Origin of the sequence: Algoriphagus jejuensis, assembly GCF_039523455.1 — a bacterium.
Taxonomy (GTDB): Bacteria; Bacteroidota; Bacteroidia; order Cytophagales; family Cyclobacteriaceae; genus Algoriphagus; species Algoriphagus jejuensis.
In genome coordinates, this window is the sequence record NZ_BAAAFI010000004.1 from 70,311 (window position 1) to 94,340 (window position 24,030).

General features: G+C 44.8%; 18 protein-coding genes and 1 pseudogene. 14 read left to right on the forward strand and 5 right to left on the reverse strand.

The window, feature by feature from the left end; translation table 11 throughout:
* Window positions 1–23: 23 nt before the first annotated feature.
* Both ABD031_RS05805 and ABD031_RS05810 read left to right on the forward strand, forming a co-directional pair.
* The gene (locus ABD031_RS05805; RefSeq protein ID WP_343849383.1) at window positions 24–3,086 is read left to right on the forward strand and encodes a SusC/RagA family TonB-linked outer membrane protein; all 3,063 of its coding nucleotides are present in this window, start codon (window positions 24–26) and stop codon (window positions 3,084–3,086) included.
* Between the two features lie 18 nt (window positions 3,087–3,104).
* Window positions 3,105–4,568 carry a RagB/SusD family nutrient uptake outer membrane protein gene (locus ABD031_RS05810; RefSeq protein ID WP_343849385.1) on the forward strand — a complete coding sequence of 488 codons (1,464 nt, stop codon included), beginning with the start codon at window positions 3,105–3,107 and terminating at the stop codon, window positions 4,566–4,568.
* A 586-nt stretch (window positions 4,569–5,154) separates the two neighbouring features.
* Here the strand turns inward: ABD031_RS05810 and ABD031_RS05815 are convergent.
* Window positions 5,155–5,640, reverse strand: a complete 486-nt coding sequence (locus ABD031_RS05815) for a DinB family protein (protein ID WP_343849387.1) — start codon at window positions 5,638–5,640, stop codon at window positions 5,155–5,157.
* Between the two features lie 258 nt (window positions 5,641–5,898).
* Here ABD031_RS05815 and ABD031_RS05820 point away from each other — a divergent pair, with 258 nt between their 5' ends.
* From ABD031_RS05820 to ABD031_RS05865, 11 genes are all read left to right on the forward strand, one after another.
* Entirely contained in the window at window positions 5,899–6,858 is a 960-nt protein-coding gene (locus ABD031_RS05820; RefSeq protein WP_343849388.1) for a helix-turn-helix transcriptional regulator, read from the forward strand.
* A 195-nt stretch (window positions 6,859–7,053) separates the two neighbouring features.
* Window positions 7,054–7,449, forward strand: coding sequence for a putative polyvalent protein kinase domain-containing protein (locus tag ABD031_RS22360; protein WP_425542709.1), 396 nt, complete (start codon window positions 7,054–7,056; stop codon window positions 7,447–7,449).
* On the forward strand, window positions 7,343–7,696 hold the full coding sequence (locus ABD031_RS05825) for a putative polyvalent protein kinase domain-containing protein (RefSeq protein ID WP_343849390.1): 354 nt from the start codon (window positions 7,343–7,345) through the stop codon (window positions 7,694–7,696). Before ABD031_RS22360 ends, ABD031_RS05825 begins: the two co-directional genes overlap by 107 nt.
* A gap of 301 nt (window positions 7,697–7,997) precedes the next feature.
* Window positions 7,998–8,555 carry a restriction endonuclease subunit S gene (locus tag ABD031_RS05830; protein WP_343849392.1) on the forward strand — a complete coding sequence of 186 codons (558 nt, stop codon included), beginning with the start codon at window positions 7,998–8,000 and terminating at the stop codon, window positions 8,553–8,555.
* Window positions 8,556–8,560: 5 nt separating this feature from the next.
* Window positions 8,561–10,141 (forward strand): type I restriction-modification system subunit M, encoded by a 1,581-nt coding sequence (locus tag ABD031_RS05835; RefSeq protein WP_343849393.1) that lies wholly within the window; start codon window positions 8,561–8,563, stop codon window positions 10,139–10,141.
* Complete coding sequence (locus ABD031_RS05840) at window positions 10,141–11,349, forward strand: restriction endonuclease subunit S (protein ID WP_343849395.1); 1,209 nt, start codon at window positions 10,141–10,143, stop codon at window positions 11,347–11,349. Before ABD031_RS05835 ends, ABD031_RS05840 begins: the two co-directional genes overlap by 1 nt.
* A gap of 1 nt (window position 11,350) precedes the next feature.
* Window positions 11,351–11,764, forward strand: a complete 414-nt coding sequence (locus ABD031_RS05845) for a DUF3010 family protein (RefSeq protein ID WP_343849397.1) — start codon at window positions 11,351–11,353, stop codon at window positions 11,762–11,764.
* A gap of 3 nt (window positions 11,765–11,767) precedes the next feature.
* Window positions 11,768–12,874, forward strand: a complete 1,107-nt coding sequence (locus ABD031_RS05850) for a serine/threonine protein kinase (RefSeq protein WP_343849399.1) — start codon at window positions 11,768–11,770, stop codon at window positions 12,872–12,874.
* Window positions 12,875–12,896: 22 nt separating this feature from the next.
* Complete coding sequence (locus ABD031_RS05855) at window positions 12,897–14,612, forward strand: ATP-binding protein (protein ID WP_343849401.1); 1,716 nt, start codon at window positions 12,897–12,899, stop codon at window positions 14,610–14,612.
* 717 nt (window positions 14,613–15,329) lie between these two features.
* The gene (locus ABD031_RS05860; protein WP_343849403.1) at window positions 15,330–18,557 is read left to right on the forward strand and encodes a type I restriction endonuclease subunit R; all 3,228 of its coding nucleotides are present in this window, start codon (window positions 15,330–15,332) and stop codon (window positions 18,555–18,557) included.
* Window positions 18,557–19,252 carry a M48 family metallopeptidase gene (locus ABD031_RS05865; RefSeq protein ID WP_343849405.1) on the forward strand — a complete coding sequence of 232 codons (696 nt, stop codon included), beginning with the start codon at window positions 18,557–18,559 and terminating at the stop codon, window positions 19,250–19,252. Before ABD031_RS05860 ends, ABD031_RS05865 begins: the two co-directional genes overlap by 1 nt.
* A 32-nt stretch (window positions 19,253–19,284) precedes the next feature.
* Here the strand turns inward: ABD031_RS05865 and ABD031_RS05870 are convergent, their stop codons facing one another.
* Entirely contained in the window at window positions 19,285–19,680 is a 396-nt protein-coding gene (locus ABD031_RS05870) for a TolC family protein (RefSeq protein ID WP_343849407.1), read from the reverse strand.
* On the reverse strand, window positions 19,677–19,895 hold the full coding sequence (locus ABD031_RS05875; protein ID WP_343849409.1) for a hypothetical protein: 219 nt from the start codon (window positions 19,893–19,895) through the stop codon (window positions 19,677–19,679). Before ABD031_RS05875 ends, ABD031_RS05870 begins: the two co-directional genes overlap by 4 nt.
* Before the next feature lie 311 nt (window positions 19,896–20,206).
* On the opposite strand from ABD031_RS05875, the pseudogene ABD031_RS05880 reads away from it, so the two are divergent.
* Window positions 20,207–20,452: pseudogene (locus ABD031_RS05880) on the forward strand (DUF3784 domain-containing protein); the annotation flags it as partial.
* A gap of 364 nt (window positions 20,453–20,816) precedes the next feature.
* Here the strand turns inward: ABD031_RS05880 and ABD031_RS05885 are convergent.
* Window positions 20,817–22,454, reverse strand: coding sequence for a M1 family metallopeptidase (locus ABD031_RS05885; protein ID WP_343849411.1), 1,638 nt, complete (start codon window positions 22,452–22,454; stop codon window positions 20,817–20,819).
* Between the two features lie 31 nt (window positions 22,455–22,485).
* Window positions 22,486–23,934, reverse strand: coding sequence for an aminopeptidase P N-terminal domain-containing protein (locus ABD031_RS05890; protein WP_343849413.1), 1,449 nt, complete (start codon window positions 23,932–23,934; stop codon window positions 22,486–22,488).
* Window positions 23,935–24,030 lie beyond the last annotated feature (96 nt).

The window sequence follows — 24,030 nt, forward strand, 5'->3', positions numbered from 1 at the left end:
GTTTCATTCTGAACTGACCAACTATGAAAAAGCTTTCAACCTTTATTTTTCTGGCAAGTGTGTCTGTGGGCCTTACCTCAGCGTCTTTGGCAGCAAGCACTTCGCCACACTATCTTCAGGACACCGTGCCGCTGAGAGATACGATTCCTCCGCCTGCCATTCAAACAGACCAGATAACAGTCTCCGGAACTGTCAATGACCCAGACGGAAATCCCTTACCGGGAGCGACGATACAACGCAAGGGATCCAACGCCGGAGTGATTTCCGATGAGTTGGGAAAATACACGATCAACATACCAGCAGACCAAACAGCGGCCGTGCTGGTTTTTTCTTTTCTGGGCTTTGTGCCCAAGGAAATCAAAGTCGATAATCAGACCACAATCGATGTGACTTTGTCCACCGATGACCAGGAACTGGACGAAGTGGTAGTGATCGGCTACGGCTCAGCTCGGAAATCGGACCTCACCGGTGCGGTGTCACAAGTGAATTCCGATGAATTGAATGCTTTTCCGACTACCAATGTGCTCCAATCTCTCAACGGTCGGGCTGCCGGTGTTCAGGTAATCCAGAACAATGGCGCACCGGGTGGCGGAGTCTCGGTCAGAATCCGTGGGGCAAACTCCATCCAAGGGGACAACGATCCGCTCTACGTGATCGATGGGTTTCCATTTTCGGGAAATCCAACCAACCTAAATAACTCCGACATCGCCAGCATAGAGATCCTCAAGGACGCATCAGCAACAGCCATCTATGGTTCCAGAGGCGCCAATGGCGTAGTCCTGATCACAACCAAAAATGGGCGGGGCGCCGGAACGGTAGTCGAATTTGATGCGGCGTATAGCGTGCAGAGTTTACGGAAGAAGCTAGAACTGATGGATGGAAGACAGTACGCGGAATTGATGAATATTCAAGCTACAAATGATGGATTGGAGCCCTATTTCACGGAGGCTGAGATCAACGGCTTCGGTGAGGGCACAGACTGGCAGGATGAGATTTTCCAAAATGCTCCGATTAAAAACACTTCTCTGAGTATTTCGGGAGGGGGCGATGCTACGCAATTTCTGGTGGGCGGAAGTATCTTTCAGCAAGACGGGATTATCAAAGGCTCCGACTATGACCGGTATTCGCTAAGGACCAACGTCAACCATCAGATCAGCGACAAATTCAAAGTGGATTTCAACAGTACGCTGACTAGGTTGGTTACCGCACGGAGGGATAGCGAGGGAGGATCGAGAGGTGCGAGTATGATCGGCGCCGCGTTGGTCGCTTCTCCCCTTTCAGATCCTTATAATGCCGACGGGTCAATCAACAATCTAACCGATGATTTCCCCTTCATCTCTCCCGATATAGTCAATCCGTTCTATTTTATCAACGAGCAAACCACCACGATCGCAGCAAATGTCGTCTTGGCCAACGCCGCCATCAGCTACAATCCCATTCCAGAACTGACGATCAAGATATCCGGAGGCATAGAAAATCGCGATGACCGTACGGATAGCTACCGAAGTAAAGATTTCATCAACAGCAACGGAAATGCAAGCGTAACTACGAGTCAATATCTGAGCAGACTGAATGAGAATACAATCACCTACACGGATGTATTCAACGAAAAGCACTCGCTGAATGTCTTGGCGGGATTTACCTATCAGGACTTCACAACCAAATACCTGGCTGGCAGTGGCGCAGGCTTCCTGAGCGACAATTATGAAACAGATAACCTAGGAGCCGCCGAAACACCCGGAATCCCTACCTCCGGCTACGCGAACTCAGTATTGCTCTCCTACTTGGGAAGAGTGAATTACGGCTTTGACAACAAATATCTTTTTACGGCCTCATTCCGTGCGGATGGCTCTTCCAAGTATAGTGAAGGAAATAAGTGGGGCTATTTCCCCTCGGGAGCTATTGCCTGGAAGGTCTCGGAAGAGAACTTCATGAAGTCCCAAGACGCTATTTCCACTCTAAAACTAAGAACCAGCTGGGGGCTGACAGGATCTCAGGCAATTGACCCCTATGCCACGCTAAACAGACTTTTTCCCGGTTACACTGTCTTCGGAGATGAGCTATACAATTTTCTTGCGCCGGGTTCGACGCTTCCCGGTGATTTGAAATGGGAAACCACAGAGCAGTTTGACTTGGGTTTGGATCTGGGATTTTGGAATGATCGTATCGTTTTGGGCGCTGACTACTACCTCAAAACCACCGACGACCTGCTCAGTACCGTTCGCCTACCAAGTTCATTTGGCTATACCACGACGATAGCCAATGTCGGTTCGATCGAAAACAAAGGGATCGAATTAAGTGCCTTTGCGCAGATTTTCTCCTCTGAATTCCGCTGGAGTCTTGACGGAAATCTCTCTTTCAACCGCAATCAGGTAGTCAGCCTAAATGATGGACAACCGATCCTGACCAACTACATCAACGTGATCACTGTCGCGGACAATTTTTCAATAATGGAAGAAGGAAAGCCACTGGGACAGTTTTGGGGATATCAAGAGGACGGATATACCGAAACCGGTGCTATCAAGTTCAAAGATTTGAACAACGATGGTCAAATCTCCGAAGCCGACAAAACGTACATCGGAAATCCGAATCCCGACTATTTCTACGGCTTCAATTCCAACATGAGCTATAAGGGATTCCAGCTCGATTTCTTCCTTCAGGGAAGTAAAGGCAACAACATCATGAACGTCAGCGCCATCTCCAGCACCATGGATTACGGGCAAGGATTGAATATGCCTGAAGAGGTACTGCTCGATCATTGGACTCCTCAGAATACAGATGCGAAATATCCGAAAATCAGCCGCAGCTCTATAGCTCGAGTGTCCGACCGCTTTGTGGAAGATGGCTCCTACCTGAGGTTAAAAAACATCCTCTTGGCCTATAATTTTCCCCTCAAAAATTCACAGGGAAAATTCCTCCAAAGCCTCCGAGTCTACGCCAGCGGACAAAATCTATTGACGTTTACCAACTATTCCTGGTGGGATCCAGAGGTAAACAGCAAAGGAAGCGATGGCAGTTTAGGCATCGACCATTTCAGCTATCCAATCCCAAAATCCTATACGATTGGTCTCAACGCAACTTTTTAACGCTCAAAAAAACACATCATGAAAAAGTACCACAACAATAGAAAATTGAAATCTTCACACTTGATCGCGGGATTCTTAGCGTTCGTACTTGTTGCAACTTCCTGCGAAAGTCTCTTAGAGGAAGAACCAAAGACCATCGTTTCGGAAAATTTCTATCAGAGCCGATCTGACTTTGAAGCTGCGACCAATGCCATCTATTTCCCGTTGCGTATGGTAAGATCTGAGCAGATTGCCGTACTGAGCGCGCACACTGACTGGGGATACGGGCGTGGAAGCCGTGCGCAGTACAACGATTTCGAGGGGCTCAATCCAACCAACGCCAACGCTGCCGCTGCTCGGTGGAACAGCTTCTACCAGGGGATCCGAAATGCAAATATCGTGATCGAAAAAGCCCCGCAAAGTGACCTGCTTACCGCTGAGGAAATGAACGCCTTCTCTGCAGAAGCAAAGTTTTTACGGGCGCTGACATATTTTGATCTGGTGAGAAACTGGGGCGGAGTTCCGCTTCGTACGGATCAAAATATCAAGGAAAAAGACGTACCGAAGAGCAGCCCAGAGGAAGTCTATGAACTAATCCTGGCAGATCTATCCGAGGCAGAAATGTACCTTCCGACTGCCCCTTCCGAACCGGGACGACCAACGCTATGGGCAGCAAAAACGCTCTTGGCAGATGTCTATCTCCAGCTGCAGAACTATGAAATGGCAAAATCGAAAGCCCAGGAAGTGATCGACGCCGCCGCATTCCAACTCGTGAAAATCGCATCTGTAGATGAAATCAGGGCAAAAATATTCGGGGCTGCTTTAATTTCTTCCACCGAAGAAATCTTCGCCTTCAAATTTGCCAGACAAACCGGTCAAGGAAGCGGACTGCCTTGGATCTTGAACCACCCGAGCACCAAACTCTACAACTTTGGCGGAGCGTACGCCCACTATGGAGATGCTAGGAATCCCTTTTATAAGGAATGGGAGGACGGAGATTTGCGAAAAGGACTTTGGCAAATGGTTAATTTTGGCTTGGGAGACTCTACTCTCGTCAACGGAAAATATGCAGAATCTCAGGCTGTGGACAACACAGGCGCTGGGAATGACATTCCGATCTATCGCTATTCGGAACTGCTGCTGATCTACGCGGAAGCTTCCGTACGAACGGAGGGTTTGACCGAGTCGAATTTGGAAGCATTCAATCAAGTTCGGCGCCGGGCGTATGGACTAGACCCGATGGCGGCTTCCGAAATGGACTATGTCTTGGCAGACCTTTCGGTCGAAAGCTTTCTGGATCTTATCCTTCAGGAAAAAGCCTATGAAACCCAGTTCGAGGGCAAGCGATGGCTCGATCTGAAAAGAACCGGAAGAGCCCAAGAGTTTGTGATGAAAAACAAAGGTATCACCATCGCCGATAAACATTACCTGTGGCCGATTCCGATCGATGAGCTGAATTTCAACGATGCCATGGATCAAAGCGATCAGAATCCGGGGTATTAGTAAGGTGGTCTTAGTCTTCTGGGATAGAATCAACTTTTCCGATGCGCTGTTAACCCGCATCATGCTCTAGGATTCATAGCCAGAATTCAGGACGCAAGAAAATCAGTCCATTGAGAAACCGAGTCCTAGAAACATCAAACAAAATGTACCTCCAGAACATCGTAAAAACCAAAACCTACAAAACCAAAAATGGCATCGAGTTTAGGCTCGATGCCATCAATTTTTCCCTTTGAAAACTGTAACGTCAAAGTAAGTACTAGTCAATCCTATTTGAGCATCAAACTGTGTCGATACCCACCTGGCTTACCGTTGGGCATTTGACCTATATGAAAAATGCCCCAAGCATTCGTTTCTGGGAGTACACGCACGAGTCAAAGAGAAGTCGGTACCGATCCAATCTTTTTACATGCTTTCAGCTACTCGATACTTTTTTGATAGCTGATCAAACCGCAGTTGAATTCTAATCTCACTCCCAGATTGCTACAAACCGTCCAAATTCTTCAAGAACTGGAAAAGATTCCAAAAACCTGCACTTCAGCTGATCACTGCGAGGCTTTCTAAGCCTGTCGAAGGGCTGATCACTGACTTACCTTTCCCAGAAATTTGGCGGGGCAATCCCCAAAGCTCTCAGATAGACATATCCCTGACCACGGTGGTGGATCTCGTTGTCGATGAAGTAGAGCAACGTGCAGTAGCCCTTGTCCTCATACTGTCCAAAAGCCAGCATCGTCTCCTGCAGCCTTCCCTCGGAGATTTGCGGAAAAAATTCGTCGATTTCGGCGGTCGTCTTGTCCCAAAATTCGAGCAACTTGGCTTTGCTTCCCTGTGAGGGATCTTTCTCGTCCAGCTCCTTCCATTCATCCGTCGCCAGCCCTTTTACGCCCGGACCTGCGATAGCCAGCAGCTCAGCGGCCATCACGGCGAAGGTCCGCATCCCGCCGATGCTAAAGTTAAAAAGGTCTTTTTCCGGAAAAGCCTCGATGACCCTTCTGGTCAAAGCCCGGTGTCCCTGCCAGTGCGCCAGCAATTGTTCTTTTGAGATCAGCGTCTCGTTTTTTGTTTGAGTTTCCATCTTTTTTTTGGTTAGGTTTTAATGATGACTCAAAGAAACTACCGACTAGTGACAACAGTATGTCAGCAGGGTTTTCGTATTTTTCATCTTTCTGAAAAAAGATCGAATTATTTATGAGCAAAAGGGAAAGTTCCCCAAGGAGATCAACAAACCACTTCGGCCTTCCAGCCGTGGCTGGTCTTCCGACTCCGGTCTTTCTGCCCTTTTGAAATATGAAATTCCCTTACTGACACCATTGCAGCTACCAACCGACACCCCATGAACCGCATCGACCGACTGACGGCCATCCTCACCCAGCTCCAATCCAAGCGGGTCACCAAAGCGCAGGAGATCGCCGACCGCTTCTCCATCAGCCTGCGAACGGTCTATCGGGATGTACGGGCGCTCGAGGAAGCCGGCGTGCCCATCATCGGTGAGGCGGGGATCGGCTATTCCCTGGTCGAGGGCTATCGGCTGCCTCCGGTGATGTTCACGCAGGAGGAGGCGCAGGCCTTTGTGGTGGCGGAGAAGATCTTTGAGAAACTCTCCGACCGCAGCAGCTCAGAGCATTTTCACTCCGCCATGCTCAAGATCAAGTCTGTGCTTCGCAGCTCGGAAAAGGACCGGCTCGACCAGCTTTCTCCCTTGGTCGCGGTCTTCCGCAACCGCAACCAACTCCAGCTAAAGGGCAAGGACGAGCACCTTCGGATGATCCTGGACACGCTGAGCAGCAAGAAACTGCTGGAGATGAACTACACGACCTTTGACGAGGAAAAGACCAGCCACAGGACGGTCGAGGGCGTGGGCACCTACTACGCCTTCGAGCAGTGGTACCTGATCGCCTGGTGTCGGCTGAGGCAGGATTATCGCACCTTTCGGCTGGATCGGATCAACAGCCTGAAGATCCTCGAGGAAACCTTCGATCCCCAAGCCCATCCCACCCTGAAAGACTACATCGACAGAGTCCGCGCAGCGGAAAACCTGATCCAAATCGTCCTGTCCATGCCCTTTTCCAGCGAAAAATACCTGCGGGAGCAAAAGTACAACCAAGGCTTTGTGATGGAAAAGCGGATGGAAGACCAGGTCGAGATGACCTTTATGACTTCCCATCAGGAGGGCTTTATCCGCTGGCTGATCTGCCTGGCAGACAAGATCCGCATCCTCTCCCCTCCCGAGGCAAAGGAAAGACTGAAGGAACTGGCAGAGGAGATTCGGGTGAATGTGGGAGGTGAGGGATGATTTTTTATGGGCCTTTTTCTAAAAAAGAAATCGGATACTGCTTTAAAAAGTGGAAAATCCTTCCAAATCAGCGGGCTTTTGATCCTTTCAAAAAACAAACCGTACCGTAAGGCCCCCCACCAATGAGTTTTCGGCAATTCTAAAGCCGAGGATTATGGCGTTTTCTGGGACCTAACTTTTTGTATTTTTGTCCTGATGCAAAACCATCTCAAGAATGAACTACACCATGTTATTTCAGGAAAGAGCCAAGTTAGCTTTGGAGCTATTATCCAAACAATCACCAGTTACCTTGACGATGGCTCGCAAACAGGCAAAGAGACTGAAAACTCAAAGCAAATCCGTGAACAAGAAACAAGGAAGCTAGAGACTTTCGCAACCGAACGGAACCTTTGGATCCAGAACATTGACTTCTCGCAGTATGTAAGCGAGGGTGCAGAACAGAGAGTGTATCTTAAAGACTCGGACCATGTTCTAAAATTGAACGATGCCATCTATTATAGTTATTGGCTCGATTACTTTCACAATCTTTTATTCCACAAACTTTTTCTTCCCCGACACAGCTTACGAGCTTCTCGGCTTCACGAGGGATGAGGAAAAACTTTACGCGGTAGTCAAACAATCCTTTGTGACCATCACTCAAGAAACAGACTTGAATAAAGTAAAAGCATTTCTCGGGGCGAATGGCTTCATCAACAACAGAAACAACGACTATATAAATCCTGACCTAGGATTAATCCTAGAGGACTTGCATGACGAGAATGTGCTTACAAAAAACGACATGCTGTATTTCATCGACACGGTCTTCTACACCACGAAAGAATTTTGGGCTGAGAAGTGAACGACTACAAATGTAAGCTCCGCCAATTGTTAGGCTAACGAGGTGCCCTCACACCATAGTTCCGCATCCTCTCCCCTCCCGAGGCAAAAGAAAGACTGAAGGAGCTGGCGGAGGAGATTTGGGTGAATGTGGGAGCTGAGGGACAAATTTTTCTAAGCTCGAAAAAAAGATCGCCAATCATTTTCAGAGTGGTCGCATTAATGAAACGGCTTCATTATTTTTGTAGATTTCATACTTAATTTTTTTTTTGGAAAATCTAGAATTTTCTTTAGGTTTGTAGATCTATTACAAGGAAATAAATTTGAAATCGCCAATAAAAGATATAACCAGCATTCAAACCGGACTATTCGCCAAGCCCTCTGGCACTGGTGAATTGGTGTATTTGCAATCCAAACATTTTGACGAAAACGGAAAGTTGCTAGGAGAATTACACCCCGATCTGCCGGCTGATGGGATTTCTGAAAAGCACCTGCTAAAACACGGTTATGTGCTGTTTGCAGCCAAGGGAACAAAAAACTTTGCGACCGTCTATGAAGACCACAACAAACCAGCGGTTGCCTCCACTTCCTTCTTTGTGATTAAGCTCTATGATAAAAAAGTGATGCCGGAATACCTAGCTTGGTTTTTAAACAGCCAATCCACGCAAACACTTTTAAAAGGTCAAGCAATCGGAACTTCAATTCCCTCCATTTCAAAACATGTGTTAGAAAATCTAGAAATGCCAGTGCCGAGCATCGAAAAGCAAAAGGCAATTTTACACCTCACTACTCTCCGCAACAAAGAGAAAGCATTGAGGCAGGAGATCGAAACTCTTCGTGAGAAACAAATTCAGCAACAAATAATCAACGCAATAAAATAGACATCATGGCCAAAATAACTCAGAAAGACATCAACGATGCAGTTTGGAAAGCTTGCGACACCTTTAGAGGTAGCATCGACCCGAGTGTGTACAAAGACTATGTCCTTACCATGCTGTTCCTGAAATACCTCAGCGATGTGCATGACGACAAGTACGAGGCACATCTCAAAAAGTACAGTGGTGACAAAGAACGCGCCGACAGAGCAATGAGACATGAACGCTTTGTAGTACCTGCACACAGCCACTTTAAGTTTCTATACGAATCAAGAAATGAAGCAAATATCGGTGAACTCATCAACATAGCCCTGACTGACCTGGAAGAAGCAAACCGGGAAAAACTGTACAGTGAAGACGGTGCGGGTATTTTCCAAAACATAGACTTTAACACCAGCAAACTCGGTGAACCCAAGGACAAAAACACCCGATTGAAAAACCTCCTGCTGGATTTTAACAAAGAGGCGCTTGACCTTAGACCTTCTCATTTGACAGGAAATGATATTATCGGCGGTGCATACGAATACCTGATCTCCAACTTTGCAAGTGATGCCGGTAAAAAAGCAGGGGAGTTCTACACTCCGGGCGAGGTATCTACCCTTTTGGCTAAACTCACCCAATCAAAACCAGGCTCACGTATTTGCGACCCAACATGTGGATCGGGTTCTTTGCTGATCAAAGCAGGAGAGGAAGTAGGGTCAGATAATTTTTCACTGTACGGACAGGAAGCCAACGGGAGTACCTGGGCTTTGGCGGTGATGAACATGTTCCTGCATGGCTTTGACAATGCCACCATCCGCTGGGGCGATACTATCCGTAATCCCAAGCTGAAGGAAGGAGACATGCTGATGAAGTTTGACACGGTGGTGGCCAACCCGCCTTTCTCATTAGACAAATGGGGAAAGGTAGAAGACAAAGAAGGCGACAAGACCACCATCAGCTACGACCCAGAAACTGATAAATACAACCGTTTTTGGAGGGGTGTTCCACCCAAAAGCAAAGGCGACTGGGCATTTATCAGCCACATGATAGAAACGTTGAATGAGCATGGAAAAGCTGGCGTAGTGGTGCCGCATGGTGTATTGTTTCGCGGAAGCAGCGAAGGGCGGATCCGCCAACGCACCATCGAAGAAAACCTGCTCGAAGCGGTGATTGGCTTACCCGCCAACCTGTTTTTCGGTACCGGCATACCGGCTGCTATTCTCATTTTCAATAAGGCACGAACCAAGCAACTGGACACTGAGCGTAGTCGAAGTGTTTTGTTTATAGATGCCAGTAAGCATTATGAAAGTGCCAAAAACCAAAACAAGCTGCGTGCAAGCGATATTGAACATATTGTAAATACCTACCGTGATTTTAATGCAGGTAAACTACAGCCCGGTGTGGTAGAAGACAAGTTCAGTTATGTAGCCACTGCCGGAGAAATACAGGAAAATGATTACAACCTGAATATCCCCCGCTATGTGGACACTTTTGAAGAAGAGGCTGAAGTGGACATTGCTGCAGTGCAAAAGGAGATTGAGCAACTAGAAGGCGTATTGGTGAAAGTGCAGAAAGAAATCGATCAGTATTTAACCCAATTGGTGAAATGATGAGTGAAAGATTTGAAATACCGAAAGATTGGACTAATAAAAGATTTGATAAGATTTCAAATGTTGTTAGAGGTGGATCCCCACGGCCTGCTGGTGACCCAAGATATTTTAACGGCACATTCATGCCTTGGCTTACAGTAGCTTCGCTAACGAATATCCCTGATTCACAAATGGAAGTTACACAAACAGAAGGATTTTTGACGGAGGAAGGAGCTACCCAAAGCAGACAACTTGAAAAAGGAACTTTGATTTTATCAAATAGTGGTGCAACACTTGGGGTGGCTAAAATCTTAGGAATTCATTGTTGTGCAAATGACGGAATTGCTGCTTTTATAAACTGGAACGAGAATGAAGTAGATAAATTTTATGCTTGTTATTTTTTAAACTCAAAAACGAAATATTTCAGAGATGTTGTGGCTCCAGGAAATGGACAACCAAATTTGAATACTGATTTAATTGGAATTGAACACATTCATTACCCTCCCCTTTCAGAGCAAAAAGCCATAGCGAAAGTCTTAAGCACAGCAGATGCCGCAATCCACACCACCCAAAAACTTATCGCCCAGAAAGAACTCCGCAAAAAATGGCTAATGCAGCAATTGCTTACAGGGAAGAAAAGGATGAAGGGGTTAGGTGGGGAGTGGAAAAAACTTGGAGCAGGTGAAATTTTTAAAAGCATTACAAAAAAAGGTTTTGCTGATGAAGAATTGCTATCTGCCACCCAGGACAGAGGAATGATACCAAGAACGATGCTGGAAGGTCGAGTAACAATGCCGACAACCGGAACAGAAGGCTTTAAACTGGTAGAAATTGGAGATTTTGTCATCAGCTTACGTTCATTTCAAGGAGGTTTAGAATATTCTTTTTATAGAGGCTTGGTAAGTCCGGCATATACAGTTTTAAAACCTACAACGGATATTAATGAAGAGTTCTATAAACAATATTTCAAGAGCTATGAATTTATTGGTCGATTAGCAACTGCCGTAATTGGCATTCGAGATGGCAAGCAAATCAGCTACGATGATTTCTGCATTGTAAAAATTCCAAATCCATCCATCGAAGAACAAACCGCTATAGCCCATGTCCTACAAGCAGCAGATAAGGAAATCAGCCTGCTTAAAGCCAAAGCGGAGAAGTTGCGAGAGCAGAAGAAGGGATTGATGCAGGTGTTGTTGACGGGGAAGGTAAGACTTAAAATAAACGAATAATATGAAGACAATAGGAATACAAATCAGGTCCACTGAGGCAATTATGGTGGTCTTGGAAAAAGACGGATCCGGAAACATTACTCAAACTAGTGAATCTGCCAAGTTTGGCATCACCGACCCCACCAAACCAAATCAAGTAAGACAGTTTCGTGACCAAATCAATGCAGCATTTGACTCTATTGGTGCATCAAGAATCGGTATTGTGGCAAGAAACGCAAACGGAAAGGGAGACCGTGCCCCTTCTCCAATTTCCTTTAAACTGGAAGGCATCATTCAGCTTTACGACAAGGTTGATGTGGAACAGGTTTGGAAACAAACCACAATCGCATATTTCAAAAAGAATGCAAAAACAGGCTCTCCAAAAAACAAGTATCAGGACGATGCCTATGAGGTAGCTTTTTATTTAATGAGTTAATCAATGGTAACAGTAGAACTAAACGATGAGGATTCGGTAAAAGCCATTCAGGATTTCGTGAGAAACACGCCTGACATCAATGTATATGAATATATCCGAAGAGGTTGCAACGGTGAGGTTTATTTCGGTAAGCGAATTAAAATGAATGATGATGTGGTGTTAAAATTCTACTGGGCGCACCCAAACTATGATGCCACAGAAGAGGCTATTATCCTTCGAGATATAGATCATGCTAATATTTTAAAAATAAATGACCTACGTTTTCTTCCACCCTATTATGCCTACTTTTTAACACCCAGAATATCAGGAGGCGATTTACAAGGCATCATTGACAGCAGAAGACTTTCAAGCAAAGAATCTCTTGAAATAATTTCAGGCATTTTGCTTGGCCTTACAGAACTTCACTCTAAACACAATCTTGTACACCGCGATTTAAAACCAGGCAACATTCTTTTAGATCTTGAAAAGAACATTCCTATTATCGCTGACCTTGGTGCAGTAAAGAAAATTCACACAGCTAATGGTTGTGTTACTGCGTCAAAATCAACTTACTTATACCTTCCGCCTGAAGCGATTCTGGCAAACGAGTATTATTATCAATCAGACATTTACCAAGTCGGCGTTATCATGTTTCAGCTGTTGGGCGGTTTTTTCCCTATCAACTCTCCTATAAGCTGGTTGAATGCAAGAGAGAAAAAGCAGTTGGATGCCACCAGAAACTCCGTAGAAAAGAGTAGAAAGTTTGAAGAAATTATCGGTAAAAAGGTAATTAAGGGCCAATTAGCAAACACCAACACTTTGCCTTGCTATTTAGATGCTGGTTTTAAACGGGTTTTGAACAAGGCTTTGAACTTCCACTACGAAAAGCGATATAAGAACCCATCCCTGTTTTTGAAAGAAGTTCACAGTCTATTGCGATCTTGTCCTGATTATATGCATGAACCGGATAGGCTTTTAGTAAGTCACGAAAATGGGAAGGAGTTTCAATTATATAAAAACAAGAGAGAGGAAGTGGTTTTAGAAAAGCGGCTTTCTAACAAAGGATGGCGAAAGGACAATAGTCACAATGGAACAGTGGAATCAGCATTATCGGTCGCTAGAACTGCTTAGCTGATATTTAAAATATTGAGATATGACAATATTAGAATTACAACAACTCAAAGAAAGCGAGGATAAGGTTGAGTTTAAAGCTGCGACCAAAAACTATTCATTCGCAGGGAGCGAACACCGTGATCAGGCCGAAAGACGGAGATGCTTTTTAGGTTATGTAGTTGCTTTTGCGAATGAAGGTGGAGGGATGTTGGTTTTGGGTATGGCAGATAAAGCTCCGCATGAGGTGGTAGGAAGTGACTTTGGACAAGGTCAAATTGGAGCATTGGAAGATGAAACTTACAGTCGTTTGGGCATCAGGGTTCGTATGGAGGAGCTCTACGAAAATGGATTGCGAGTTTTAGTGGCTCACATTCCTTCTCGACCAGTCGGGAAAATGCTAAAGTTTGAAGGAGTACCATTGATGCGAGTCGGTGAAAGCCTGCGCAATATGAGTGATGAGGAGATGTTTGCCATTCTTTCAGAACAAGAACCCGACTTCTCCGCCAAGATCTGTGAGGGATTGAAAATTGCTGATCTGGATGAATCGGCCATTAAAGCCATGAAGGAGAGCTATGCACTCAAGCAGAAAAACCCCGGATTTATCCAACTGAGTACAGAGCAGGTGCTAAGTGATCTCCGGCTGCAGGAGGAAGGAAGGTTAAATTATGCAGCATTGATTCTACTCGGCAAAAAGGAAATAATCAGAGAGAAATTGCCTCAATGCAAAACTATTTGGGAGTTTCGTGCCACGGAATCTCAGATACACCATGATACCAGAGAAGTAATAGAAGAGCCGCTCTTTTTGGCAATAACCCAAATGTGGCGACTGATTAATCAGCCCACATTGAATAAAAAATATCCCATTCAGGTCGGGGCTTACATTTTTGATTTGTTTGATTTTAATGAGGCTGTTATCCGTGAGGCAGTGCTCAATGCTGAAGCTCACCGGGACTATAGCATCACCAGCGAGGTAGTGATTAAGCAATATCCTGCCAAGATTGTCATTACAAATCCCGGAGGATTTCCCAAAGGTGTCACCATAGAAAATCTCCTCACCGTGAGCAGCACTCCTCGCAGCCGGTTGATGACTGAGATTCTTGAGAAGACGGGGCTAGTCGAGCGTAGTGGGCAAGGAGTGGATAAAATATTTTCCATCACGCTATCTGAAGGCAAGGCAGAACCAGACTACTCCGACTCAAATATGTACCAAGTTTCCTTGGTACTACGATCCGAGATCATAGACAAGGCCTTCCACATTTTTATCAGTCAATATCAGAATAGTGACAGAGAACCAAAACTAGGCGTGGAACAGATCATTACTCTGTGTAAGATCAGGAATGGAATCTCCCAAAACCTGAAAGGAGCTATGGTTTCACAATTAGAGAAAATGGGATTAATTCAAAAGCTTTCCGGACATACGCTTCGATATACTCTTTCGGAAGAATATGAACAATTAGTCAGTGACGGGCTAAAAATTGGTAAAAGGTACATCGTACAGGAACTTGAAAGAATCCTTCTGGAGCTTCAGGGGAATGCTTTGAAGGTGGGAGCTTTAGAAGCAAGTATGGAAGATTTCATGAAAAGAAGTCAGATTAGATACTTGTTGCTGAAGTTGGTAGATGATGAAGTAGTGATAGTTGACGGAAAGCTGAGAGGAACAAGATATTCCCTTTCTGAAAAATTTAAGGATCTACGTGGAGACAAGCTTATCGCAGAGGTCTTGGCTTTCTTAAGAGGGAGGTATGATTCGCTATAATCGGAAAAAAATTCTCTGTATTTCCAGCTCATTATTGAGAATAGTTAAAAGTGGATTCTCGGTATTTCTCTATAAAGAGATAAGCAAGGACGAAGAAAACAGCTAAATGACTCAGTTTGAAGGGTGAATTGCAAAATCAATTCTCCATATCAAATCCGATTTTCTCCATAATGATCAAGAGGCTGTAGAAGAATCGATTCTCCATATTGAACGATAAATTCGCTATAAGAGGCTTCGATCAGTCAGAGATGCACCAGTCAGTTTGAACTGTCAAAGAAAATGGAGCTAATGCCAATAAAAGAATTCTCCATAACGGGTGATGAATTCTCTGTAATTTATCAAAAACGCTCACTGGAGGCTAGAAAAGAGGTTTTTGATTAGGAACAATTCTCCATAACAGCTTCAAAATTCTCCATAAACTTCACAAACTGGTTGAACTAACCGAAGGACATGTTAGAGATTTTGTTAGAGTTTTGGTTAGAGCACACAAGAGTTTAGCTTGAAAAAATACAGGAGATTGGTATGAAAGGGGATTGGAAGAATGAAAATCAGAAAAGAATTGGAAGAAGAGTTAGAAGAAATCTCAGGGAATTTATTAAAGATATTTTCCAAAGAAACCCAACATGTATAGAAAATGGCCAAAAACTATACATGACAAACCCAACATGTATAGAAAGCCGCAATTTCTATACATGACACAAATGAAAAGAAAAAGTAATGGACACGCCAAGTTTTAAAGAAGACCATATCAGTCAGATTCCAGCATTGCAGATGTTGGTGAATTTGGGCTATACCTATTTGAGTCCGGTAGAAGCTGAGCGTCTGAGAGGTGGGAAAACTTCAAATGTTTTACTGGAAGACGTGTTGCGAAAGCAGTTGAAGGAGATCAACAGCATCAAAGTGAGCGCTACGAAAACCAGCATTTTTACAGATGAAAATATTGAGCGGGGTATTTTGACTTTGAAAAACCTCCCCATGAATGAGGGCTACATTGCTGCCTGCGAAAAAGCCTACAACCTGATCACTTTGGGTCATGCCTTAGAACAAAGCGTGGATGGAGATAAAAAGAGCTTCTCTCTTCAATACATCGATTGGAAAAACATCATCAACAATGTGTTCCATGTGACGGAGGAATTCAGCGTCATGCGGAGCACAAGCAAAGAGCATTACCGGCCGGACTTGGTCTTGTTTGTGAATGGAATCCCGCTTTGCATCATCGAATGCAAGCGACCGGACATGAAAGAGCCATTGAAACAGGCTATCAGTCAACAATTAAGAAGTCAACAGGAAGATGGAATCCGCAGCTTATATGTCCATTCACAATTTTTACTTTCGATAAGTTGTAATGAGGCCCTGTATGCCACGAATGCCACTCCCGAAAAATTCTGGGCCAAGTGGCAGGAGAAATTTGAAAGTGAGGAAGATGAGCGGAATTATAAAGAGACTTTATTAAAACTGAAAAACCAACCGCTCTCAGCTGCAGGGAAAGAACAATTGTTTTCGGATCGGTTTAAATATGTTCGCCAATACTTTGATGCTTTGGAGCAGGAGGAAATCTTACCTACTGTTCAAGATGAATACTTATTTGGTTTGTGCCGTCCGGGGCGACTCATCGATCTGGTTTTCAATTACATTCTATTTGACAATGGAGATAAAAAAGTAGCCCGATACCAGCAGTTTTTCGCCATCAAAAAATCCATGCAACGGATAAAGCATGTTGATCAAGGCAAAAGAAAAGGTGGTGTAATCTGGCATACACAAGGAAGTGGTAAATCGTTAACCATGGTCATGTTGGCACAAGCGATTGCTATGGAACCAAGTATCAGAAATCCAAAAATCGTATTGGTTACCGACCGAACTGATTTGGACAATCAGATTACCAACACGTTTCGCAAGTGTGGCAAGTTTGTAGAAAATGCAAGTACAGGGCAGAGATTGGTAGAATTGCTAGAAAGCAACAGCGATGCAGTCGTAACTACTATTATCAATAAGTTTGTCGCAGCAGTTAAGAAAATCGGCAAGCCTTTAGAGAGCCACGACATTTTTGTTTTAGTAGATGAGGGGCACAGAACCCAGCATGGCACCTTTAATATTGACATGCAAAAGACACTGCCAAATGCGTGTTTTATAGCTCTAACCGGAACGCCACTTTTCAAGAAAGACAAGAGCACAGCGGAGAAATTTGGCGGATTAATCGATGCCTACACAGTTGACCAAGCGGTTAGGGATAAGGCTGTTGTCCCGCTGCTGTATGAGGGAAGGCTGGCATTTCAGGATGTGAATGCAAGTCCAATTGACACGTTTTTTGGAATGGTTTCGGAGCCACTCAGCGAGTATCAAAAAGCAGATATCAAAAAGAAGTTTGCCAGATACGACCATTTGAATTCGGCAGAGCAAAAGATGCGCATGATAGCATGGGATATCAGCTATCATTTTCGAGATAATTGGCAAGGGAGAACACCATTCAAAGGCCAATTAGTCTGCGATAAGAAATTGAATGCCATCAAGTACAAAGAATATCTGGACGAAATTGGGATTGTAAGCAGTGAAGTATTGATATCATCCATTGACGAGCGTGAAGGTGAAGACAGTGCTTATGCAAAGTCAACCGAGAAGGAAAATCAATTTTGGAAAAAGATGATGGATGAGCATGGCAATTCAAAAAGCTATGAGAAAAACATCATCAATCGGTTCAAAAATCAGAGTGCCCCAGAAATCATCATAGTAGTAGATAAGCTTTTGACGGGATTTGACGAGCCAAAAAATACGGTTTTATACCTCACCAGAAATCTTCAAGGCCATAAACTTCTCCAGGCTATTGCAAGGGTGAACCGCATTTATCCTGACAAAGAATTTGGGTATATCATTGATTATTACGGGGTAATTGAGAACCTGGATGATGCCTTGGTGATGTATTCGTCCTTCGAAGACTTTGATGAGGAAGATTTGGAAGGAACACTTACCAACATTTCGGAGGAGATCAAAAAACTGCCACAGAAGCATTCAGAGCTATGGGATATTTTCAAAACAATTACAAATAAAAGAGATGCGGAAGCCTATCAACAATTATTGAAAGATGAGGCTATAAGAGTATTGTTTTATGATAAGTTGGCCTCTTTTGCGAAGTGTTTAAAATTGGCACTTTCTTCAATGCAATTCCACAAAGAAGCTGAAGAAAAAACCATCAATCGGTACAAAGAAGATTTGACGATGTTCCTGAAACTGCGTTGGGCTGTAGTAGAGCGATACAGTGATGTAATTGATTACAAACAATATGAGGGTCAAATCCAAAAACTAATTGATACGCATATCACCACAGAAAAAATAGAGACCATCACGGAATTGGTGAATATTTTTGATAAGGACAAATTTCAACAGGAAGTAGAAAATACCACAGGGAAGGCTGCCAAAGCAGATAAGATCGCCAGTAGAACAGCTAAGCATATCACTGAGAAAATGGATGAAGATCCAGCATTCTACAAGAAATTTTCTCAAATGTTGAAAGAAACTATCGCTGATTATGAAGCAAAGCGAATAAATGAAGCACAATACCTAAAGAGAGTTCAGGAGATAATGAACAATGTATTGGCTCACACAGATACCGAAATTCCGGAGCAATTCAATGAAAGAAATGTGGCTAAAGCATTTTATGGATTGACTGTAGAAGCACTTTCAGATAAAATGCAGGACAGCCTGGTCAGAAAAGAAGTTTCAATCCAAACGGCCTTACATATTGATGACCTCATTCAGGCCTTAGTTCTAGATCATGGTAAGCCTATCGTTGATTGGCAATTCAAAACCAATATTACAGGCAAATTATTGATTGAAATCGGCGACTATTTGATCGATGAAGTGAGGGATAAATACCATTTGGAATTGTCATTCAAAGAGATGGATAAAATTGCGGATGACTGTATTGAAGTTGCCAAAATCCGATACAGATAATGCAAGAGGCTATACAATTTGGAAGTAGAACTATTGATTTTCGCTTGGAATATTCGGATCGGAAATCATTGGGAATAACTGTGACACCGGAAATGGAAGTGTTGGTAAAAGCACCAATCGATTCTTCTATAGAAAAAATTAAAGAGAAAATCAGAAGAAAAGCTCCTTGGATTATCAAGCAGCAAAGCTTTTTTCTATCCTTTCAGCCGAAAACACCAAAACGCCAATATATAAGTGGGGAAACACATTTGTATTTGGGCCGCCAATATCGGTTGCAAATTCGAATTGGTGATGAAGAATCGGTTAAACTGAAGGGGAAATTTATTGAAATCACAACAAGTGAGAAGTCAAAAGCTAAGGACTTACTGATTGACTGGTATTTACAACATGCCCGTTCTAAGTTCCATTCTATTGCTCAACCGCTGATTAAAAAATTCAAAAGGTATAAAGTTGAGCCCAGTTCTATTGTTCTAAGAGAAATGTCAACACGCTGGGGAAGCTGCACGCCTAAAGGAAAAATAATTTTAAACCCTGAGTTGATTAAAGCCCCGAAAGGGTGTATCGAGTATGTTATAGTTCATGAACTTTGCCATCTAGTGCATCATGATCATACCCAAAGATTTATTGATTTACAGTCCAAAGAGATGAAGGACTGGGAAAAATGGAAGATGAAATTGGAAAGGATATTAGCATAGTGCATCTGTCTTTACGTCGACCCATTTTTACCCTAATCCCCCTCCAATCCCGCCAGCTTATTAAACAAACCCACAACCCGCTGGCCTTCGATCTCGCTGAGCATCAGTTGCAGGAGTTCGTTGAAGTATCGGGCTTGGTTGTCGTAGAGGTCGTTTTCGCCCAGGATCATGTCCTGGTTGTCAGCCACGCCATTGACAAAGGCCTCATGCAGCAGCTCGATGTTGTTGTTGGCTAGTTTCAGGTTGGCATCGGCATAGCTGAAGCGCTGCATGGCTTTCTGGATCTGCACCCTGGTGGTGGCCTTCTCGGATTCAAACTGAATCGTGAACTGATCCAGGTAGTCCCTCGATTGCAGCGCGACCAGCTTTTGCTGGTTGACCGCACGCTTCACGTCCATTCCGTTGAAGATCGGGATCCCGACATTCACTCCGATGTACGAAAAGGGCCTCCATCTTCGCCCTGGAAGATGTTGCCGATGTCATTTGCCGCAGGCGTAAATCCCAGCGAGCCATCCGCCCCGACGACCGGCAAGGCCCGGCTTTGCTCCAGCTTGATCGACTCGTCTGCCAGCGCAATCTGCGTCTGAAGCAACTGGCTTTCGATCCGCTGGGAAGCAGTCCAGCTTCTGGAGAAGCAGGACATCAAAACTCTCCAAGGGATTTTGAACCCATGGAGGGTCGAAGGTTTGATTCCCGGTCGAGTATCGATCCCATTTACCTCCCCAACCAGCACTCCGAAAGTCTCACAATCACAGGCGTACCAAAGACAATCTTGTTTCAGGTTTCCAGGCCATTAAATTCACCAAAACCTAAAATCTTTGCAGCAACTACTTTTGGGTTTTTCCAGCAGTTTACTAATTTGTTAGAATCAAACACCTAAAGAAAGAGCCATGGAAGCTATAGTAATAGGAGTGCTGTTTTTGGTGATAGGCCTCGTGGTCAGGGTGTTTCCCCAATATTTTGGCAGGCTATGGCAGTTTATCGCAAAGTGAGCGGGAAAATGCCGATCGAAACGGATTGCGCTTCTTCGCCTTTTTGCTTTTTATGTTGATGGGAGCGATCACCATTCTCGGATATCCTTTGTCCATTTGGCTTAAAACCCCAAACCTTGCCACAAGCATCACGGTAATCGTCACTATCGTAGGGATGGTCGTTGCTGTAGTGGGAGGAAATATTTTGGTAAATAACCGAATCAGGTAACATCACCTCCTATTTATTGACTGACGATAAGCCAAGCTTTCCGCTAGTCCTTAGGCAAACGCTACGAGGGATCAAAACCCTAGACGCAGTTTAATGAACGATCCCGCTGCCAGGTTCAAATCGATATTTGAGCTCATATTCACGTTTTAATTCCGGGATATTTTCTGTCTAATTCAGCTCTTTCAACAACTCAATAGCCTCAATTATCGAAGTCTTTGCCTCGATAGCATCGTCCCCAACTCCCTAAGTCCCCCCAATATATCGTGCAAAAGCGCTGTCAAAGTACCGAATCGTTTCCAAACAACACATTGATTTCCAAGCCCATTTCTATAAACCAATCCCGCGAGCGGTAAAACGCCGCCTCTTATTTTCTTTTTTCAAACCTAGCATCCATTAGCAGCCATCGGTTTGGATCGAGAACAACTTCCTTCGGCTCCTCCTCCACGGTTAGGGTAAATTCATTGCTTTTGGAGTCTGCCGAAAAAGTTTGCAAGACCGACGGTTTATTGGGAAAATGCAAAGCCGCTTGGATGGGCATTTTAAAGTGACTTCCATCGGTCTGCACTTGATTCAAGTTAATTTTGACTTGCTTCTTCTTTGAATCGTATGTCCAATTGCCTTCATACACCAAGGCACCCGGTTTATAGAGCCATTGATGAAAAAAATCGGTCAAATCCAGCCCCGAAGCCTCTTCCATTTCCCTTTTGAAATCCGCCGTTGTGGCACTCAGATTTTGATAGCGTGCATAGTAAGATCGGATTCCTTTCCAAAAAGAGTCCGTTCCCACCACGCCTCTCAGCATATGCAAGATCCAACTCCCTTTTTGATAGGTCTGTGAAGACACCACCTCATTCATGTCGGCCAGATTGTCGTGAACGATTCGATAGTCTGGGTTTTTAACATGGAAATCATCGACACGCTTTTTACTGGATGCCAGCCCTTCCAAAAATGCTTCCCGTCCATATTCATGCTCGATGAAAAGCAAAGTGAAGTATGTCGCAAAACCTTCACTGAGCCAGACATCATCCCAGTCGTACTCGGTCACTGCGTTGCCGAACCACTGATGGGCAATCTCATGAATCACGACGTTTCTCCAGCGTTCATTCCGATCTCCCACCACGGCGTTTTCGCTGTACAAAATGGCCGACGCAGCCTCCATTCCACCGCTCACGCTGTTGGATTGGATATTGGCTAATTTCTCATAGGAAAAGGGCCCAATGTAATCGCTGTAGTATTCCAGGGCCTTTTTCGTAGGCTCCGCAAAATCGTAAAAACCCTTTTCCCGATCCTGATAATACACCCAAGTTTGGATGGATTTGTGATCAAACTGATCTACTTCTTGCATGGCAAAACGAGCTACTCCGAGCGTATAAAGCCAGGAAGCAATCGGCACCCCCTGTTTCCAATGTGTCAGGCGATTCCCGTTTCCCAAGTCCGTTTCTTCGACTTTCAGTCCGTTGGAGACCACCTGATAGTGCGTAGGCGCTTCGACGATAAATTCACAGGTGGCCTTATCATAAGGGTGATCGACCACCGCCAACCAATTCCTGCCTTTATCTGGCCAGTTGTCGCTAAAGAAAGTTCTGTCGCCATATTTGTTTTTGGCAATCTTAAGCCCTGAAGCCGGCACCCCGGAATAGATGACTGTGTACTGCGATCGTTGATTGATTTTTGAGGCGCTTGCAAGTTTGATCTTCAGCTCGTCCCCCTCATGGCTGTAGGCTAGTTCCTGTCCTTTAGAGACGATCGAACTGATGCGCATCCCTTTGTTTTCCAGTGCTTCAGAGGATTTGACCAAATCCAGTCGCAGCCTGTCTATCCCGGCTCCGAGATAGCGTAGATCGACGGTCATCTCGACTTGGATCACATCGGTATCATCTGACAGCTCGATATGAAACCGATAGTTGATTATATCGATATTGGGATTTTTAGGATAGGTATCTGTGCGGGCAAAACCATTCTGCACCAAAAGTGTAAGTATTGCAATCAGCCAAAGTTTCATCGTTGATAGGTTTGAAAATGAGGAATTCGATTTATTGCTTGCCGGTCTGGTGATCCAAAGCTGGTCGATATTCGATCAGACCTTTTTCCTGAATCATCGCTTCCACGTCAGCGATCGTTGACGGCACAAAAGAGCTTAGGTTTTCTACCCCATCCTCAGTCACCAAAGCGACATCTTCAATCCGGATGTACAGCCGCTCGTCATGTAACCAGATCATCGGGTCAATGGTGAAAACCATTCCAGGCTCCAAAGGAATCCCCCGCACACTACCCACGTCGTGTACCGCCATGCCCACCGGATGCTGAAAGTGTCCTCTGAATTCCAGTCCTTCCTGCACTGCCTTCAGGTGACTTTCTTTTACAAAAGTCTTCCCTACCAGGTATTTTTTCATATCCGCGGCAGCACCATCCAGCACTTCGTCTGCGGTCGCTCCGGGCTTGATATACTTAAAAAGTGCATCACGATAGGCCACAATGAAATTGTACAATTGCGCCTGTTCCTCGCTGAATTTTCCGTTGACAGGCCAGATTCTAGTCACATCACTGGTGTAGAATTCATAGTCTGGAGCATAGTCCATCAGTACCATATCCCCATCTTTTAGGGGGTCTGTTTTGTAAAAATAATGACCCATATACGCATTCGTTCCGCCACCGATGATCGATGGATAGCCATCGCCCTGGGCACCATGTAGGTAGAACATATACTTGGCAGCGGCATCCAATTGGTACTCATACACGCCCGGACTGGTGGAGCGCATCGCTTCCATAATCGCCCAACCTGAGATATTGGTGGCTTTTTTGATCACTTCGATTTCCTCTGCGCTCTTGATGAGGCGCATGGCATCCAGCGTTGGCGTGAGATCCCGAATTTCAAATTGAGGAAACCTCCCCCTCAGTTTGGCGATAAAACGCGCCTCGCGTGCCTCACTTCCGTCCCAAGGATCGGCGGCATTTCTGGCTTGGCCAAAGAGTATCTCATCTCGACTGTCGTTGCCGATTTCGGCGGGGCCAAACTCCGTGTAAAGTAGCGGTCCAGGAGGTTTGATCAAGCCCGAGCTCACGAGGTCATTGGACAAAAACTCGATGCCTTTCACTTGATCGACCCCGGTCAGTTCTAGGACAAGATCTGCGTCTTCGGCCGACAAAACTTTGCCTTGACTGCGTTCCATTCCCGCATCTCTATGCGGCAAATACAGCGTAGAGCGCTTATTTCTGCCATCGATAAGCAAGTATGAGCGCGGGGTTTCCAGACCAGTGAGATAGAAAAAAGTGTTCGACTGGCGAAAAACGCTAAAGCCCGGAATACCACTTGCCCCCTGAATCACGGCAATGGCATTGCTTCCAATTTCATCAGAGATTCTGGTACGCCTTTTGGCAAATTCTCCCTTCGAGAACTCTTTTTGGTAGTAATGCTTTTCCTGGGCCTGCGCCGAAAATAACAGCGCAAAGAGTAAAAGACTGATCGAGAAAAGTTTTTTCATGGCGGTGGATTTCGGAAGAAGGTAAATAAGATTCCTTAATCTGGCTCCAGCTTTTGGATAAAGCGAAGATTTCGAAAGTTCTATGGTTCACAGGCG